We start from the raw sequence: 16,971 nt of genomic DNA on the forward strand, positions 1-16,971 counted from the left end.
GCCGTACGCGTGGCTAACTCCACCCCGGACCTCGACCCCACCGTCCGGGTCCGCTTCTGTCCCTCCCCGACCGGCAACCCGCACGTCGGCCTGGTCCGCACCGCCCTCTTCAACTGGGCCTTCGCCCGCCACCACGGCGGCACGCTGGTCTTCCGGATCGAGGACACCGACGCGGCCCGGGACTCCGAGGACTCCTACAACCAGCTGCTCGACGCGATGCGCTGGCTCGGTTTCGACTGGGACGAGGGCCCCGAGATCGGCGGCCCGCACGCGCCCTACCGGCAGTCCCAGCGGATGGACATCTACGCCGATGTCGCCCGCCGGCTGCACGAGGCCGGGCACGCCTACGAGTGCTTCTGCAGCACCGAGGAGCTGGACGCGCGCCGCGAGGCGGCCCGCGCGGCCGGCCTGCCCTCGGGTTACGACGGCCTGTGCCGCACGCTGACCGAGGAGCAGAAGGCGATCTACCGGGCCGAGGGCCGGCAGCCGATCCTGCGCTTCAAGATGCCCGACGAGACCATCGTCTTCGAGGACCTGGTCCGCGGCAGCCTCAGCTTCGAGCCCAAGGACGTGCCGGACTACGGCATCGTGCGGGCCAACGGCGCCCCGCTCTACACCCTGGTGAACCCGGTGGACGACGCCCTGATGGGCATCACCCACGTGCTGCGCGGCGAGGACCTGCTCTCCTCCACGCCCCGTCAGATCGCCCTCTACGCGGCGCTGGCGGAGATCGGCGTGGGCAACGGCGGCACCCCGCACTTCGGCCACCTGCCGTACGTGATGGGCGAGGGCAACAAGAAGCTCTCCAAGCGCGACCCGCAGGCCAGCCTCAACCTCTACCGCGAGCGCGGCTTCCTGCCCGAGGGCCTGCTCAACTACCTGGCGCTGCTGGGCTGGTCGCTGGCCGAGGACCGGGACCGGTTCTCCATGGCGGAGCTGGTCGAGGCCTTCGACATCAGCAAGGTGAACGCCAACCCGGCCCGCTTCGACCTGAAGAAGTGCGAGTCGATCAACGCCGACCACCTGCGGATGCTCAGCCCCGAGGACTTCGCGGCCCGGCTGGTCCCGTACCTGCAGGGCCCCGGCCTGCTGCCGGCCGAGCCGACCGCGGCCCAGCTGGAGCTGCTGGCCAAGGCCGCGCCGCTGACCCAGGAGCGGATGGTCGTGCTCTCCGAGGTGGTCGACATGCTCGGCTTCCTCTTCGTCGCCCCCGAGGCCTTCGCGGTCAACGCCGACGACGCGGCCAAGGCGCTGACCGCCGAAGCCGGCCCGGTGCTGGCCGCCAGCATCAAGGCGATCGAGGAGCTGGCGGACTTCAGCCCCGAGCCGATCCAGGCCGCGCTGCGCGAGGCGCTGGTGGAGGGGCTGGGCATCAAGCCCAAGTTCGCCTTCACGCCGCTGCGGGTGGCCGTCACGGGCCGGCGGATCTCCCCGCCGCTCTTCGAGTCGATGGAGCTGCTGGGCCGCCCGGAGACGCTGCGCCGCCTCGCGGCGGCGCTGGACGCCCTGCCGGAGGCCTGACGCGCTGTCGGGCCTGGTCGGGCGAGCCGCCGTGACCAGGCCCGACGCCCGGCCTGCGGTTATCGATTTTGGAGCGGGGCCACGCGTCGGGTAATGTTCTTTCTGCGCCGCCCGGGAGGGCAACGGCGAGGGACCAGAAGCCTCACCGGGATCCACACCGATCGGTACCGGCGCAAGCATCGAGCAAGACCCCCGTACAGGGGTTGAGTTCTGGTGGGGTATGGTGTAATTGGCAGCACGAGTGATTCTGGTTCATTTAGTCTAGGTTCGAGTCCTGGTACCCCAGCGCAGTACCCGCAGTATCGTCAGTCCAGCAAGCCCCCGTTGTGTAGCGGCCTAGCACGCTGCCCTCTCACGGCAGTAGCGCCGGTTCGAATCCGGTCGGGGGTACGCAATGCAGAACATATGCATAGCAGGAGCCCCCGTTGTGTAGCGGCCTAGCACGCTGCCCTCTCACGGCAGTAGCGCCGGTTCGAATCCGGTCGGGGGTACCAGATCCTTCATCAGTCACCATCCGGATGAGGCCGATTCGATCGAGTCGGACCCCGGAGGCGGCGAAGCTGGATCGCCAGTTTGCCCCCGTTGTGTAGCGGCCTAGCACGCTGCCCTCTCACGGCAGTAGCGCCGGTTCGAATCCGGTCGGGGGTACTCAGCAGTTCGGCCGATGGTCTAAAACCATCGGCTTGATTGCTGTTGGGATATGGTGTAATTGGCAGCACGAGTGATTCTGGTTCATTTAGTCTAGGTTCGAGTCCTGGTATCCCAGCCACTGAATTCCCCCGGTGAATCCGGGGGTTTTTTGCGTTTTCGGGGCAGGCTGCTCCGGGACGGAACTCACGCCCCGGACGGAACACCCCGGGTCCGGACGGCAGAAGGGGCCGCGCACCAGATCCTGGTGCGCGGCCCCTTCCGGTGCCGTCCCGTGGCGCGGGGGCCGCTCAGCCCCGGCGCAGGGCGTCGGTGAGCCGGTTGGCGGCCTCGATGATGGCCTGCGCGTGCAGCCGCCCCGGGTGCCGGGTCAGGCGCTCGATGGGGCCGGAGACCGAGACGGCGGCCACCACGCGGTTGGAGGGCCCGCGGACCGGCGCGGAGACGGAGGCCACCCCGGGCTCCCGCTCGCCGATCGACTGGGCCCAGCCGCGGCGCCGCACGCCGCTGAGGGCGGTCGCGGTGAAGCGCGCGCCCTGCAGGCCGCGGTGCAGCCGCTCGGGCTCCTCCCAGGCGAGCAGGACCTGGGCGGCCGAGCCGGCCTTCATCGGCAGGGTGCTGCCGACCGGGACGGTGTCCCGCAGGCCGGAGAGCCGCTCGGCGGCGGCGACGCAGATCCGCATCTCGCCCTGCCGGCGGTAGAGCTGTGCGCTCTCGCCGGTGACGTCGCGCAGGTGGGTCAGGACCGGGCCCGCGGTGGCGAGCAGCCGGTCCTCGCCCGCCGCGGCGGAGAGTTCGGCAAGTCGGGGGCCGAGGATGAACCGGCCCTGCATGTCCCTGGTGACCAGGCGGTGGTGTTCGAGTGCGACGGCGAGTCGGTGGGCGGTGGGCCGCGCCAGGCCGGTGGCGGCGACCAGCCCCGCCAACGTGGCGGGGCCCGACTCCAGTGCACTGAGCACCAGAGCGGCCTTGTCGAGAACGCCGACGCCGCTAGTGTTGTCCATACGCCGATACTGCAGTCTCATTCCGCGAGACGCAAGTTCAATCTTCGGAGAAACGCGCCACCCTGGAGGAGCAGCCCGGGTGACATCCCCGGGAACGGGCACCCCAACGACACGATCAGGCCGGCAGAGCGGCCGGCTGGAGGGAAACCGATGGGACGGACACTCGCTGAGAAGGTCTGGAACGACCACGTGGTGCGGCGCGCGGAGGGCGAGCCCGACCTGCTCTACATCGATCTCCACCTGCTCCACGAGGTGACCAGCCCGCAGGCCTTCGACGGCCTGCGGCTGGCCGGCCGCCCGGTGCGCCGCACCGATCTGACGATCGCCACCGAGGACCACAACACCCCCACGGTGGACATCGACAAGCCCATCGCGGACCCGGTTTCCAAGGTGCAGTTGGAGACGCTGCGCCGCAACGCGGCCGAGTTCGGCGTCCGGATCCACTCGCTGGGCGACGTGGAGCAGGGCGTCGTCCACGTGGTGGGACCGCAGCTGGGGCTGACCCAGCCCGGCATGACCGTGGTCTGTGGCGACTCTCACACCTCCACCCACGGCGCCTTCGGTGCGCTGGCGTTCGGTATCGGCACCAGCCAGGTCGAGCACGTGCTGGCCACCCAGACCCTGCCGCTGGCGCCGTTCCGGACCATGGCGATCACCGTCGAGGGCGAGCTGCCCGAGGGCGTGACCGCCAAGGACCTGATCCTGGCGATCATCACCAGGATCGGTACCGGCGGCGGCCAGGGCTACGTCCTGGAGTACCGCGGTTCGGCGATCCGCGGGCTGTCCATGGAAGCCCGGATGACCATCTGCAACATGTCCATCGAGGCGGGCGCCCGGGCCGGCATGATCGCCCCGGACGACACCACGTTCGACTACCTGCAGGGCCGTCCGCACGCCCCCGAGGGCGCCGACTGGGAGGCCGCGGTCGCCTACTGGCGCACGCTGGCCACCGACGAGGACGCGGTCTTCGACGCCGAGGTGTTCATCGACGCGAGCGAGCTGACCCCGTTCGTCACCTGGGGCACCAACCCCGGCCAGGGCGCGCCGCTGGGCGCCTCGGTGCCGGACCCGGCCTCCTTCGAGGACCCGCAGGAGCGGGCCGCCGCCGAGAACGCGCTGGCCTACATGGGCCTGACCGCCGGCACCCCGCTGCGCGAGGTCGCGGTCGACGCGGTCTTCGTCGGCTCCTGCACCAACGGCCGGATCGAGGACCTGCGGGCCGCCGCCGCCGTCCTGGAGGGCCGCCGGGTCGCCGAGGGCGTGCGGATGCTGGTGGTGCCCGGTTCGGTCCGGGTCGCGCTGCAGGCCGTCGAGGAGGGCCTGGACAAGGTCTTCACCGCCGCGGGGGCCGAATGGCGGCACGCGGGCTGCTCGATGTGCCTGGGCATGAACCCCGACCAGCTGGCGCCGGGCGAGCGCTGCGCCTCGACCTCGAACCGCAACTTCGAGGGCCGCCAGGGCAAGGGCGGCCGCACCCACCTGGTGTCGCCTCAGGTGGCCGCCGCCACCGCGGTGCTGGGCCGACTGGCCGCACCGTCCGATCTCACTGCCAACCGTTCCGCCGGAACCCGTGCTGCGGGCACCGTCGCCCTGGAGGTCTGAAGCGCGATGGAGAAGTTCACCACCCACACCGGCCGGGCCGTTCCGCTGCGCCGCAGCAACGTCGACACCGACCAGATCATCCCCGCCCATTGGCTCAAGAAGGTCACCCGCTCGGGTTTCGAGGACGGACTCTTCGAGGCCTGGCGCAAGGACGACTCTTTCATCCTCAACCAGCCCGAGCGCAGTGGTGCGACCGTCCTGGTGGCCGGTCCCGAGTTCGGCACCGGATCATCGCGCGAGCACGCTGTCTGGGCCTTGCAGAACTACGGCTTCCAGGCCGTGATCTCCTCCCGTTTCGCCGATATCTTCCGCGGGAACTCGCTGAAGAACGGGCTGCTCACGGTGGTGTTGCCGCAGGAGACGGTGGAGCGGCTCTGGGCGCTGACCGAGGCCGATCCGAAGGCCGAGATCACCGTCGACCTCGAGGCCCGCGAGGTGCGCGCCGAAGGCGTCACCGCCCCGTTCGAACTGGATGAGAACGCCCGCTGGCGGCTGCTCAACGGGCTGGACGACATCAGCATCACCCTGGGGAACGCTGATGACATCACCGCCTTCGAGCAGCGCCGGCCGAACTTCAAGCCGCGCACCCTGCCGGTCTCCTGAGGAGCGGCAAAGGTCGACAAACCCGCAGCACCGCCGATGGCCCGCCCCCTTCCCGGGGGACGGGCCATCGGTCCGTTGCGGGGGGGAGTTAGGTCCTGACACCGCGTGAGATGTGGCAAGATACCGGCCCCGGATTTGGATGAAGACGGGGCCGACGCGTCGCAACTCCGAACGGATGGCACAATCAAGGCATGCACCGGCACCACGAACCTCCGTACGCGGGCGGCGAACCCGCGTCGTCGGAGTTCGGGGACCGGGAAGCCGAGAGTCGAATTGACGATCGGCCGGACGTCGAGACCTCAGCCGATGAGGGACCGGACGACCCGGAAGTCGCGGCGCTCTACGCGCTAGTGGCAGAGCGGTTGAAGCAGGCTCACACACGTGTGCACGCGCTGCATGCGTCGGAGGAAGCAAAGACCGCTCTCACCCGGCAACTGTTGATCGTCACCGAGACCGCCAAGCGCGATCTCCCGGAGGCGGCACGGCGGTTGAGTCGCTTTGTGCAGGACCTCGACGAGGGGCAGCCACCCCTCGGCTGAGGTCGCAGACGCGCAAATCCATTGCGACACTAGGGTGATTCGCGCGTTTGGTAATTGAAAGTCCGCAAATAGATGCCTAACGTGCGAATTGAACGGATGGAATCATCCGGCGCCCGTTTCTGAAGGGGAAGACGTGAACAAGGCTCAGCTTGTCGAAGCGGTGGCCGAGCAGCTGGGTGGTCGCAAGGCTGCCGCAGAGGCCGTCGACGCAGTGCTCGACACCATGGTGCGTGCCGTTGTGGCCGGTGACCGTGTGTCGGTCACCGGTTTCGGCACCTTCGAAAAGGTGGAGCGCTCCGCGCGTTTCGCCCGTAACCCGCAGACCGGCGAGCGGGTCAAGGTCAAGAAGACCTCGGTCCCGCGCTTCCGCCCGGGCCAGGGCTTCAAGGACCTGGTCAGCGGCAGCAAGAAGCTGCCGAAGGACGGTCCCTCGGTCAAGAAGGCCCCCAAGGGCTCGCTGACCCCGGGCAAGAGCGGCACCACTGCCGCGGTCAAGCGCGCTGCCACCAAGCGCGCCGCTGCCGCTGCCGAGGCCGCCCCTGTCAAGAAGACCGCGGCGAAGAAGACCACCACCGCGAAGAAGGCGACGACTGCCGCCAAGACGGCCGCGGCGAAGAAGACCACCCCGGCGAAGAAGGCGACGACTGTCGCCAAGACGACCGTCGCCAAGACGGCCGCGGCGAAGAAGACCACCACCGCGAAGAAGGCGACGACCGCTGCCAAGACGGCCGCGGCGAAGAAGACCGCCCCGGCGAAGAAGACCGCCACCCGCAAGACCACGGCCCGCAAGACCGCCGCGAAGTAATCGCGTCCGGTCGGGTCCAGGAAACTGGGACTTCTGGTGGTCCGTCAGGACCGAGCAAGGCCGCGGCGGCCCGCCCTCTGCCATGAGGGCGGGCCGCCGCGGCTTTCTGCGTCCGGTTTCCGTGACCGGCCGGGGGCGCCGAGCACTGTCGGCTGAACAGCCGTCAGCTCTGCTCGGGTGCCTCGGGGTCGGGGAAGGTCTGCAGGGTCACGAAGACCGCCCTGCGCTGGTCGCCGCTGCCGGCCAGCCGGATCCGCACCCGCTGCCCGGGGCGCAGCAGCAGCAGTCCGCCCGCCTCGAACGCTGCCGCGTCGAACGGGATCGGGGTGCCGTCGTCGAGCAGCACGGAGCCGGCCCGGGTGGCGGGGTCGAAGGTGTACGCGGTGGCCTGCATACCAGCAGCATAGAGCGGGGGAGCGCGGCCCGCCCCAGCCCTAGACCAGCGCCGCCGCCACCCGCCGGGTGTGCGGCCCGACTCCGAGCAGCAGCGCCTCGGCCAGGTCGGCCCCGGTGTCCACGTCCCGGCGCACCGACGGCACGTCGGGCAGCGCGAGTTCGAGCGCGCCTCCGAGCGCGTGCCGCTGCCGGGAGGCGCCACCGAAGGCCGGCTCCAACTGCCGGCCGGCCGCACAGGCCAGTAGCGTGGTGCCCTGCCCGGGGGCGTCCGCCAGGAAGGCGCGCGCCCCGGCCGGTACCGCGCCCAGCACGCGGGCCAGTTCGGCCGGCCGCAGCGCGGGCAGGTCCGCGGAGAGCGCCGCCAGGGGCGCGTCGGGCCGCAGCCGCCGCGCGTGCGCCGCGCCGTGCGCCAGTGCGGGATTGAGGCCCTCGCCCGGGTGCCCGGTGGGCTCGTCGGTGACCAGGACCGCGCCGAGGCCCGCCAGCCGCGGACCGGCCACCGGGTCCCGCGAGACCACCAGAACCTGCGCCACCGCCGGGCAGTTCAGCGCGGCCGTCACGGTGTCCAGGGCGAACGCCAGCGCGAGGTCGGCCCGGTGCGCTCCGGCGTACGGGTCGAGCCGGCTCTTGGCCAGCGCCAGCGGCTTCAGCGGCAGCACCAGGCTCCACGCGGCCGATCGTCCCGCTCGCGCGCGGGCCGGCTGCGCCGGTGCGAGCGGCGCGGGCGGGACCTGTGCGGTCCGGAGCTGCGCGGGCCGGATGGGGCGTACGGTGTGCTCGGTCATCGATGTCATTCTCGCTTCGGTCCGTCAGGCTCCGCCAGAGCGCCTCCCGGCGCCGGCGTGCGATTGGTCACTCGGTGCCGACCCGCGCCCGGCCCTGCTCGACACGGCCGGTCAGCAGGGCGAGGATGACCAGGGTTTGCCGGTCCGCTGGGCCGGGGCGCCCGGATGTGATCATGCGATGGACGACGGTCGCGGCACCCCTTGTGCCGCGCGACACGATGGAGGACCTGGGGTGGCCCGCCGCTCGTACGCCAGTTTCGGCAACGCCGACTACGGAATCTGGTACCGCTTCGCCGCGGTCCTGGTGAAGCCGGTGACGACCGCTCTGGTGAAGCCCGACTGGCGTGGCTGGGAGAACCTGCCCAAGGAGGGCGGCTACCTGGCGGTGGTGAACCACAACTCGGTGATCGACCCGGTGGTCTACGCGCACTGGCAGTACAACAGCGGCCGGCCGCCGCGGATCCTGGGCAAGTCCTCCCTCTTCAAGGTGCCGTTCATCGGTTTCATGCTCCGCAAGACCGGTCAGATCCCGGTCTACCGCGACTCCACGGACGCCGCGATGGCCTTCCGTGCCGCGATCGACGCGGTCAACAGCGGCCAGGTGGTGCAGTTCTATCCGGAGGGCACCATCACCCGCGATCCGGAGCTGTGGCCGATGACCGGCAAGAGCGGGGCGGCCCGGGTGGCGCTGATGACCGGCGCGCCGGTGATCCCGGTGGCGCACTGGGGCGCGCACGAGATCGTCCCGCCGTACGGCAAGGGCCTGGGCGGGCGGTCGGCCAAGGTGAGCCTGTTCCCGCGCAAGAAGGTGGTGGTGGCGGCCGGTCCGCCGGTCGACCTGAGCCGCTACCAGGGCAAGGAGCTGACCAGTCAGGTGCTGCGCGAGGCCACCGAGGACATCATGGACGCGATCACCGAGGTGCTCGCCCAGATCCGCGGCGAGCGGCCGCCCGCCGAGCGCTTCGACCTGCGCAAGGACGCCCGCGACCGCCGTGCGGCCCGGGCCGGCGAGGCCCGCGCCCAGCACTCGGCGGCCGGGCGGAGCGCGGCCGGGCAGCAGAGCGCCGGGGCCGCCACCGACAACGAAACCCGCACCGACGAGCAGAACGGGAGCGAGCGATGACCCGCTGCGCCGTCTTCGGCACCGGTTCCTGGGGCACCCCCTTCGCGATGATCCTGGCCGACGCCGGCTGTGAGGTCGCGCTCTGGGGCCGCCGCAAGGAGCTGGTCGACACCATCGCGGCCACCCGCACCAACCCCGAGTACCTGCCCGGCATCGTGCTGCCCGAGGCGGTCGTGCCGACCACCGACGCCGCCGCCGCGCTGGCCGGGGCCGACTTCGCGGTGCTCGCCGTGCCGTCCCAGACGCTGCGCGAGAACCTGGCCGCCTGGAAGCCGCTGATCGGCCCGGACACCGTCCTGGTGAGCCTGATGAAGGGCATCGAACTGGGCACCGCCAAGCGGATGACCGAGGTGATCCGCGAGGTCGCCGGGGTCGGTCCGGAGCGGGTCGCCGTGGTCTCCGGGCCCAACCTGGCACCGGAGATCGCCAAGCGCCAGCCGGCCGCCAGCGTGGTCGCCTGCGCCGACGAGGCGGTCGCCAAGCGGCTCCAGCAGGCCTGCCACACACCGTACTTCCGCCCGTACACCAACACCGACGTGATCGGCTGCGAGCTGGGCGGCGCGGTGAAGAACGTGATCGGCTTGGCGGTCGGGATGGCCGACGGGATGGGCCTGGGCGACAACACCAAGGCCACCCTGATGACCCGCGGTCTGGCCGAGATCACCCGGCTCGGCGAGCGGCTGGGCGCCGACCCGCACACCTTCGCGGGCCTGGCCGGCATGGGCGACCTGGTGGCCACCTGCTCCTCGCCGCTCTCCCGCAACCACACCTTCGGGTTCAACCTCGGCAAGGGGATGACCCTGGAACAGGTGATCGCCGCCACCAAGCAGACCGCCGAGGGCGTCAAGTCCTGCGAGTCGGTGCTCGACCTGGCCCGGCGCAACGGCGTCGACATGCCGATCGTCGCGGCCGTGGTCGAGGTGGTGCACAACGGGCGCCCCACCCAGCAGGTGCTCAAGGACCTGATGGGACGCTCCGCGGGCCCCGAGCGCCGCTGACCGGGAACCACGGAACTCGCAAGGTAGTCTCACCCTCGATATGAGCATCGAATCGACCTCCCCGAACCAGGCGGCGAAGCCGCGCGTCGCGATCGTCTTCGGCGGCCGCTCATCCGAGCACGGCGTCTCGGTGGTCACGGCCGCCAGCGTGCTCCGGGCGATCGACCGGAGCCGGTACGAGGTGCTGCCGATCGGCATCACCCAGGAGGGCCGCTGGGCGCTGGTCGCCGACGAGCCGGCCCGGATGGCGATCAGCGACGGGCGGATGCCCGACGTCGAGCAGATCGCCGAGTCCACCGAGGGCCAGCTCGCGCTGCCGGCCAGCCCCGTCTCGCGCGAGGTGGTGTGGAGCGAGCCGGGCAGCGCGCCCAAGGCGCTCGGCGAGGTCGACGTGGTGCTGCCGCTGCTGCACGGCCCGTGGGGCGAGGACGGCACGCTGCAGGGGCTGCTGGAGCTCTCCGGTGTGCCCTACGTCGGCTCCGGCGTGCTGGCCAGCTCGGTCGGCATGGACAAGGAGTACACCAAGCGGGTGCTCGAGTCCTTCGGCCTCGGCGTGGGCCCCTACACCGTGGTGCGCCCGCGCGACTGGGAGAGCGAGGCGGGCCGTGCCGCCGCCCGTGAGCGGATCGCGGCGCTGGGCCTGCCGGTCTTCGTCAAGCCCTGCCGGGCCGGTTCCAGCATCGGGATCACCAAGGTCAAGGACGCGGCCGAGCTGGACGCGGCGATCGAGGAGGCCCGTCGGCACGACCCGAAGGTGATCGTCGAGGCGATGCTCAACGGCCGCGAGCTCGAGTGCGCGGTGCTGGAGTTCGAGGACGGTCCGCGGGCCAGCCTGCCGGCCGAGGTGCTGGTCGGCGAGGGCTTCGAGTTCTACGACTTCGAGGCCAAGTACATCGACTCCTCCGAGGTGCGGATCCCGGCCCAGCTGACCGAGCAGGAGACCGCCGCGATCCGCGCGCAGGCCGTCACCGCCTTCGACGCGCTCAGCTGCGAGGGTCTCGCCCGGGTGGACTTCTTCCTGCTCGACGACGGCCGCTGGGTGGTCAACGAGATCAACACCATGCCCGGCTTCACCCCCATCTCGGCCTTCCCCAAGATGTGGGAGGCCACCGGGGTGTCCTACCCCGAGCTGATCGACCGCCTGCTGCAGGGCGCGCTGCGCCGCTCCACCGGGCTGCGCTGAGCCGAAGAAGCCGGTGCCGCCCCCACCTGGGTGGGGGCGGCACCGGCTTTGCGGTCCGGCGGGCCGGACTACAGATGCACCACCGGACAGGTCAGCGTTCGGGTGATGCCGTCGACCTGCTGGATCTGCGCGACCACCAGCCTGCCCAGGTCGTCCACCGTGGTGGCCTCGGCCCGCACGATCACGTCATAGGGGCCGGTGACGTCCTCGGCCTGGATGACTCCCTCGATCTTGGAGATGGCCTCGGCCACGGCGGTGGCCTTGCCTACTTCGGTCTGGATCAGGATGTATGCCTGTACCACGGAGGACCTCCCGGCGGCTCGGGGTGGTGGCGCGACGACACTGGCGGCCACGGGTAAGGGGGCGCGACCCGCGCGGAGATCGGGTGGTGGGGCGGGCGCGCCGCAAAAGACTGGATCACCACGCTACCGCGCACCGGGCCCGGGAGGGGAGACCCGGGACCGGGCCGTGGGCGTACGCTTCGCGCGGGGCGCGCACCGCGCCCTCCCGGCTGGTCCGGGATTCGGGCTTCGGGAGAGGACGGCACATGCAGGGGACCGTGGGCGAGCTCGGCGAGTTCGGCCTCATCCGGGAGCTCACCGCCCGGCTGCCGCTCACCTCTGCGGTGGAGCTGGGCCCCGGGGATGACGCGGCCGTGGTCCAGGCACCGGACAAGCGGGTGGTCGCCACCACCGACGTGCTGATCGAGGGCCGCCACTTCCGCCGCGACTGGTCCACCGCCTACGACGTGGGCCGCAAGTCGGCCGCCCAGAACCTCGCCGACGTCGCCGCGATGGGTGCGGTGCCCACCGCGATACTGCTGGGCCTGGTGGTACCCGCCGACCTCCCGACCACCTGGGCCACCGAACTGATGGACGGTCTGCGCGACGAGTGCCAGGTGGCCGGCGCCGGGGTGGTCGGCGGCGACGTGGTGCGCGGCGAGACCATCACGCTGGCCATCACCGCCCTCGGCGACCTGCAGGGCCGGGATCCGGTGCGCCGTTCGGGCGCCCAACCGGGTGACGTGGTGGCCGTGACCGGCTGGCTCGGCTGGTCGGCGGCCGGCCTGACCGTGCTCTCCCGCGGCTTCCGCTCGCCGCGCGCCTTCGTCGAGGCGCACCGCCGTCCCGAGCCGCCGTACCACGCGGGCCCGGCCGCCGCCGAGCTGGGCGCCACCTCGATGATCGACGTGAGCGACGGCCTGGTCGCCGACCTCGGCCATGTCGCCACGGCCAGTGGGGTGGACATCGACCTGCGCGCCGCCGACTTCGACGTGCCGGCGCAGATGGCCGACATCGGGCAGGCGGTCGGCGTGGACCCGCTGGTCTGGGTGCTCTCCGGGGGCGAGGACCACGCGATCGTGGCGACCTTCCCGCCCGGCGTCCAGCTGCCCGCCCGCTGGCGGGTGGTCGGCACCGTCACCGGCCCCGCCCGGGGCCAGGGGCGCGGCCGGGTCACCGTGGACGGCGCGCCCTGGGAGCGCACGGCGGGCTGGGACCACTTCTCGGCCGAATGAGTGTCGGCCGCCCGATCGGGCACCGGCCACCGCGTAGGCTGCCCACCATGCGTATCGGTGTGCTGACCAGCGGTGGCGACTGTCCCGGGCTCAACGCGGTGATCCGCTCGGTGGTGCACCGCGGTCTCGATGTGCACGGCGACGAGATCCTCGGCATCGAGGACGGGTTCCTCGGTCTGATCGAGGGCCGGGCCCGGGTGGTCGGCCACGACGACGTCACCGGCCTGCTCACCCTGGGCGGCACCGTGCTCGGCTCGGCCCGGGTGCGGCGCGAGCGGATCGCCTGGGCCGTCGAGAACGCGCGCACGCTCGCCGCCAACCTCGGCATCGACGCCCTGATCGCGATCGGCGGCGAGGGCACGCTGACCGCCGCCAAGATGTTCAGCGACGCCGGACTCCCGGTGGTCGGGGTGCCCAAGACCATCGACAACGACATCGACGCCACCGACGTCACCTTCGGCTTCGACACCGCCGTGCACGTGGCCACCGAGGCGATCGACCGGTTGAAGACCACCGCCGAGTCGCACCAGCGGGTCATGGTGGTCGAGCTGATGGGCCGCCACACTGGCTGGATCACGTTGACCGCGGGCATGGCCGGCGGCGCGCACGGCATCCTGATCCCGGAGAAGCCCTTCGACATCGAGGCGCTGGCCCGGATGATCGAGGAGCGCTTCGCGCGCGGCAAGAAGTTCGCCATCATCGCGGTGGCCGAGGGCGCCAAGCCGATGCCCGGGACCTTCCCCTTCGACCACGGCACGGTCGACCAGTTCGGCCACCAGACCTTCGGCGGCATCGGCACCCGGCTCGCCCACGAGCTGGAGGACCTGCTCGGCAAGGAGGCCCGCCCGGTGATCCTGGGGCACACCCAGCGCGGCGGCACCCCCACCGCCCGCGACCGGGTGCTCGCCACCCGGTTCGGCTGGCACGCGGTGGAGGCCGTCCACCAGGGCGCCTTCGGCCACTTCACCGCGCTGCGCGGCAACGACATCCGGCTGGTCCCGGTGGGCGAGGCGGTCACCCGGCTGAAGACGGTGCCCGCGGACCGCTGGGCGGAATCGGAAGCGGTGCTCTGAGCGCCCCCGGCCCGGCCGGGTAGGTTGGGCCCATGTCCGAAGAAGCACCCGCCGCGGCACCCCCGCGCGTCCTGACCATCGCCGGCTCCGACTCCGGCGGCGGTGCCGGCATCCAGGCCGACCTGAAGACCATGCTGGCGCTGGGCGTGCACGGGATGAGCGTGCTCACCGCCGTCACCGCACAGAACTCGCTCGGCGTCCAGGGCTACTGGGAGCTGCCCGCCGAGGCCGTGCGGGCGCAGTTCCGCAGCGTGGTGGACGACATCGGGGTGCAGGCCGTGAAGACCGGCATGCTGGCCTCGATCGAGCTGGTCGAGACCGTCGCCGAGCTGCTCACCGGCCTCGACGCGCCGATCGTGATCGACCCGGTGGGGGTCTCCAAGCACGGCGACGCGCTGCTCGCCGCCGAGGCGGTGGCCACGCTGCGCGAGCGGCTGCTGCCGCTGGCCACGCTGGCCACCCCCAACCTGCACGAGGTGGCCCAGCTCACCGGCATCACGGTGCTGGAGGAGGGCGAGATGCGTCCGGCCGCCGATGCGCTGCTGGAGCTCGGCCCGCGCTGGGTGCTGGTCAAGGGCGGACACCTGAGCGGTGCGGCGGCCGACCTGCTGGCCAGCCGGGACGGCGAGGAGTACTGGTTCCGGGCCCCGCGCCACGACAACCGGCACACCCACGGCACCGGCTGCACGCTGGCCAGCGCGATCGCCGCCGAGCTGGCCAAGGGCCGCGAGCTGCCGGAGGCGGTCGGGGCGGCCAAGGAGTACATCACCGGCGCGATCCGGGCCGGCTTCGCGCTCGGCGCCGGCATCGGACCGGTGGACCACGGCTGGCGGTGGCGCGGCTGAACGCGTAGGGGGCCCGGCCGCGGCCGGGCCCCCTACGGGGTGATGCAGAAAAGCAGACAGGCCGATCCATCCGAGGATGGATCGGCCTGCCCGGAGGACCGGCGCACCGGTCTGCGCGTCAGCGCGAGACCTTACCGGCCTTGATGCACGAGGTGCACACGTTGAGCCGCTTCGGCGTCCGCCCGATCACAGCGCGCACCGTCTGAATGTTGGGGTTCCAACGACGGCGGGTACGGCGGTGCGAGTGGGAGATGTTGTTGCCGAAGCCCGGCCCCTTGCCGCAGACGTCGCAGTTGGCAGCCACAGGAGTCACTCCAAGACTTCAGATCATTTACGTTCGAAACCCCGGCTGATCCATCCTGCCCACTCACGTGGACCGGATCGGGTCAAGGGGGGAAGCCCGGACTGTTCCAGGCAACCGGAGCAGCATACATCGACTACTCCCGCTCCACGAAACTACCATGCGCGGGGGCTTGATCGCCGGGCCTCGTGACCAGCCCCGAAGCCCCCGCCGGGCCCGGTCCGGCCTGGCCTTTCGGCGCCGGATCCGCCCGCCCGGCCACCCCCGAGGCCGCCCGGCCCGCGGCCGGCCGCCCCGATAACCTGCCAGCAGCCCCACCGCCCGTTCCCGTCGTGTTCACCTGGAGGAGACCCGGTGCTGGAGACGCTCGACGCCCCCGCCGTCCGCACCTGGTGCCACCTCGCGCTGTCCGCCCTCGGCCAGGCCCGCGAGGAGATCGACGCGCTCAACGTCTACCCGGTCCCGGACGGGGACACCGGCACCAACCTCTTCCTCACCGTGGAGTCCGCCACCGCCGCCGTGGAGCACTGCTTCGAGTCCGGTGCCGCCCCCGGCCTGCCGACCGCGGTCAAGGCGATGGCCAAGGGCGCGCTGCTGGGTGCGCGCGGCAACTCCGGGGTGATCCTGGCCCAGCTGCTGCGCGGGGTCGCCGAGATCCTGGCCGCACAGGGCGGAGGCCCCGTGCACCTGCGCCGGGCGCTCGCCCGCGGCGCCGAGGCGGCCTACCAGGCGGTGCTCGATCCGGTGGAGGGCACCCTGCTGACGGTCGCCGCGGCAGCCGCCGGAGCTGCCGACCAGGCGGCCGGCGGGCTCGCCGAGGTGGCCGCCGCCGCCCACCAGGGGGCCCGCGGCGCACTGCTGCGCACCCCCGAGCAGCTCGCGGTGCTGGCCCGGGCCGGGGTGGTGGACGCCGGCGGACGCGGCCTGGTGGCCGTGCTGGGCGCGCTGGCCGACGCGGTGGCGGGCCGGCAGCCGATGGGGCCGGTCGCGCTCGGCGAGGACCTGCCCGCCGGCGGGCACCACTGCGTCGAGCCCGAGCGCCTGCCCGGCCACCCCGCCTTCGAGGTGATCTACCTGCTGGACGCCCCGGACCGGGCCCTGCCCGAGCTACGGGCCACGCTGGCCGGGCTCGGCGACTCGCTGGTGGTCGGCGGCGGCGACGGGCTGTGGAACGTCCACGTCCACGTGGACGACGCGGGTGCGGCGGTGGAGGCGGGCGTGCGGGCCGGGCGCCCGCACCAGATCCGGATCACCCACTTCGCCGAGGCCGCCGCCCGGGCCGGCGCGCGGGGCACCGCGGGCGGCGCCGGGGCCGGTGACCTCCCCGACGGGCCGGCGGAGCGGGTCGTGCTCAGCGTCGTCACCGGGGCGGGGCTGGCCGAGCTGTGCCGTGCGGCCGGCGCGGCCGTGCTGACCGCGGCCCCGGACGCGCCGCCCGCGAGCGCCGAACTCGCCGAGGCGGTGCGCCGCTGCGCCGCCCGGGAGGTGATCGTGCTGCTCAACGACCCCGAGCTGCGGGCCGGCGCGGGCGCGGCCGCCGACCAGCTGCGCGAGGAGGGCCTGCGGATCGCGGTGCTGCCCACCCGCTCCCCGGTGCAGGGGCTGGCCGCCCTGGCCGTGCACGAGGCGGGGCGCCGGTTCGACGAGGACGTGGTCGCCATGACCTCGGCCGCCGGTGCCACCCGCTACGCCGAACTGGCCGTGGCCGAGGGCGAGTCCTGGACCATGGCCGGGGTCTGCCAGGCCGGCGACGTGCTCGGCCTGATCGACGGGGACGTGGCGGTGATCGGCTCCGGCATCGCGCAGACCGGCGCCGAGGTGCTCTCCCGGATGCTCGCGGCCGGCGGCGAACTGGTCACCCTGGTGCTCGGCGAGGGCGTCGACCCCGGCCTCGCCGAGCACCTGGTGGCGCACGCCCGGCGCCAGCGGCCGGAGGTCGACACGGTGGTATTCGCGGGCGGCCGGGAGAGCGCGCCGCTGCTCATCGGGGTGGAGTAGCACGGGCTGTCGGCTCCGTGGTGTCCAATAG

Annotated in this window: 17 protein-coding genes and 5 tRNA genes; 17 read left to right on the top strand and 5 right to left on the bottom strand. The window is 72.3% G+C overall.

Going from position 1 to position 16,971, the window contains the following annotated elements:
* Positions 1-9: 9 nt before the first annotated feature.
* From gltX to OG294_RS26570, 6 genes are all read left to right on the top strand, one after another.
* Positions 10-1,521: a glutamate--tRNA ligase gene (gltX, locus tag OG294_RS26545; RefSeq protein WP_327069058.1), complete on the top strand. Its 1,512-nt coding sequence runs from the start codon at positions 10-12 to the stop codon at positions 1,519-1,521.
* Between the two features lie 214 nt (positions 1,522-1,735).
* Positions 1,736-1,807 (top strand) — tRNA-Gln (locus OG294_RS26550).
* 31 nt (positions 1,808-1,838) lie between these two features.
* Positions 1,839-1,911, top strand: a tRNA-Glu gene (locus OG294_RS26555).
* 28 nt (positions 1,912-1,939) lie between these two features.
* A tRNA-Glu gene (locus OG294_RS26560) sits at positions 1,940-2,015 on the top strand.
* A gap of 81 nt (positions 2,016-2,096) precedes the next feature.
* Positions 2,097-2,169: transfer RNA gene (locus OG294_RS26565), tRNA-Glu, on the top strand.
* Between the two features lie 46 nt (positions 2,170-2,215).
* Positions 2,216-2,290: transfer RNA gene (locus OG294_RS26570), tRNA-Gln, on the top strand.
* A 169-nt stretch (positions 2,291-2,459) separates the two neighbouring features.
* Here OG294_RS26570 and OG294_RS26575 read toward each other — a convergent pair.
* The gene (locus tag OG294_RS26575; protein ID WP_035845980.1) at positions 2,460-3,173 is read right to left on the bottom strand and encodes an IclR family transcriptional regulator; all 714 of its coding nucleotides are present in this window, start codon (positions 3,171-3,173) and stop codon (positions 2,460-2,462) included.
* 150 nt (positions 3,174-3,323) lie between these two features.
* On the opposite strand from OG294_RS26575, the gene leuC reads away from it, so the two are divergent.
* The 4 genes from leuC to OG294_RS26595 all read left to right on the top strand — a co-directional run bounded on the left by leuC (position 3,324) and on the right by OG294_RS26595 (position 6,722).
* Positions 3,324-4,775 carry a 3-isopropylmalate dehydratase large subunit gene (gene leuC / locus OG294_RS26580; RefSeq protein WP_327069059.1) on the top strand — a complete coding sequence of 484 codons (1,452 nt, stop codon included), beginning with the start codon at positions 3,324-3,326 and terminating at the stop codon, positions 4,773-4,775.
* Positions 4,776-4,781: 6 nt separating this feature from the next.
* Positions 4,782-5,378 (top strand): 3-isopropylmalate dehydratase small subunit, encoded by a 597-nt coding sequence (leuD, locus tag OG294_RS26585; RefSeq protein WP_327069060.1) that lies wholly within the window; start codon positions 4,782-4,784, stop codon positions 5,376-5,378.
* Between the two features lie 191 nt (positions 5,379-5,569).
* Positions 5,570-5,917 (top strand): hypothetical protein, encoded by a 348-nt coding sequence (locus OG294_RS41185; RefSeq protein WP_442789222.1) that lies wholly within the window; start codon positions 5,570-5,572, stop codon positions 5,915-5,917.
* 133 nt (positions 5,918-6,050) lie between these two features.
* Complete coding sequence (locus OG294_RS26595) at positions 6,051-6,722, top strand: HU family DNA-binding protein (RefSeq protein ID WP_327069061.1); 672 nt, start codon at positions 6,051-6,053, stop codon at positions 6,720-6,722.
* A 163-nt stretch (positions 6,723-6,885) separates the two neighbouring features.
* Here the strand turns inward: OG294_RS26595 and OG294_RS26600 are convergent, their stop codons facing one another.
* Both OG294_RS26600 and cofC read right to left on the bottom strand, forming a co-directional pair.
* Positions 6,886-7,116, bottom strand: coding sequence for a hypothetical protein (locus OG294_RS26600; RefSeq protein WP_327069062.1), 231 nt, complete (start codon positions 7,114-7,116; stop codon positions 6,886-6,888).
* 40 nt (positions 7,117-7,156) lie between these two features.
* Positions 7,157-7,903 carry a 2-phospho-L-lactate guanylyltransferase gene (cofC, locus tag OG294_RS26605; protein WP_327069063.1) on the bottom strand — a complete coding sequence of 249 codons (747 nt, stop codon included), beginning with the start codon at positions 7,901-7,903 and terminating at the stop codon, positions 7,157-7,159.
* A gap of 232 nt (positions 7,904-8,135) precedes the next feature.
* Here cofC and OG294_RS26610 point away from each other — a divergent pair, with 232 nt between their 5' ends.
* The 3 genes from OG294_RS26610 to OG294_RS26620 are packed head-to-tail and all read left to right on the top strand — an operon-like array spanning position 8,136 to position 11,207.
* On the top strand, positions 8,136-9,026 hold the full coding sequence (locus tag OG294_RS26610) for a lysophospholipid acyltransferase family protein (protein WP_327069064.1): 891 nt from the start codon (positions 8,136-8,138) through the stop codon (positions 9,024-9,026).
* Complete coding sequence (locus OG294_RS26615; protein ID WP_327069065.1) at positions 9,023-10,024, top strand: NAD(P)H-dependent glycerol-3-phosphate dehydrogenase; 1,002 nt, start codon at positions 9,023-9,025, stop codon at positions 10,022-10,024. Before OG294_RS26610 ends, OG294_RS26615 begins: the two co-directional genes overlap by 4 nt.
* Before the next feature lie 40 nt (positions 10,025-10,064).
* Complete coding sequence (locus OG294_RS26620) at positions 10,065-11,207, top strand: D-alanine--D-alanine ligase family protein (RefSeq protein ID WP_327069066.1); 1,143 nt, start codon at positions 10,065-10,067, stop codon at positions 11,205-11,207.
* Positions 11,208-11,275: 68 nt separating this feature from the next.
* Here the strand turns inward: OG294_RS26620 and OG294_RS26625 are convergent, their stop codons facing one another.
* Positions 11,276-11,509: an Lrp/AsnC family transcriptional regulator gene (locus OG294_RS26625; protein WP_327069067.1), complete on the bottom strand. Its 234-nt coding sequence runs from the start codon at positions 11,507-11,509 to the stop codon at positions 11,276-11,278.
* Between the two features lie 245 nt (positions 11,510-11,754).
* Between OG294_RS26625 and OG294_RS26630 the strand changes: the two genes are divergently transcribed.
* Genes OG294_RS26630 through thiD form a run of 3 tightly spaced genes read left to right on the top strand, consistent with a single transcriptional unit; the run spans position 11,755 to position 14,641 of the window.
* Entirely contained in the window at positions 11,755-12,723 is a 969-nt protein-coding gene (locus tag OG294_RS26630) for a thiamine-phosphate kinase (protein ID WP_327069068.1), read from the top strand.
* A gap of 47 nt (positions 12,724-12,770) precedes the next feature.
* A complete protein-coding gene (locus OG294_RS26635) occupies positions 12,771-13,796 on the top strand; it encodes an ATP-dependent 6-phosphofructokinase (protein WP_327069069.1) in 1,026 nt (341 codons plus the stop codon).
* A 32-nt stretch (positions 13,797-13,828) separates the two neighbouring features.
* Positions 13,829-14,641 carry a bifunctional hydroxymethylpyrimidine kinase/phosphomethylpyrimidine kinase gene (gene thiD, locus OG294_RS26640; protein WP_327069070.1) on the top strand — a complete coding sequence of 271 codons (813 nt, stop codon included), beginning with the start codon at positions 13,829-13,831 and terminating at the stop codon, positions 14,639-14,641.
* Positions 14,642-14,759: 118 nt separating this feature from the next.
* Here the strand turns inward: thiD and rpmB are convergent, their stop codons facing one another.
* Positions 14,760-14,945 carry a 50S ribosomal protein L28 gene (rpmB, locus tag OG294_RS26645; protein WP_035846000.1) on the bottom strand — a complete coding sequence of 62 codons (186 nt, stop codon included), beginning with the start codon at positions 14,943-14,945 and terminating at the stop codon, positions 14,760-14,762.
* Between the two features lie 351 nt (positions 14,946-15,296).
* Here rpmB and OG294_RS26650 point away from each other — a divergent pair, with 351 nt between their 5' ends.
* Positions 15,297-16,940 (top strand): DAK2 domain-containing protein, encoded by a 1,644-nt coding sequence (locus OG294_RS26650; RefSeq protein ID WP_327069071.1) that lies wholly within the window; start codon positions 15,297-15,299, stop codon positions 16,938-16,940.
* The last annotated feature ends 31 nt before the right edge of the window (positions 16,941-16,971 follow it).

This window comes from Kitasatospora sp. NBC_01302, from assembly GCF_035976515.1.
Taxonomy (GTDB): domain Bacteria; phylum Actinomycetota; class Actinomycetes; order Streptomycetales; family Streptomycetaceae; genus Kitasatospora.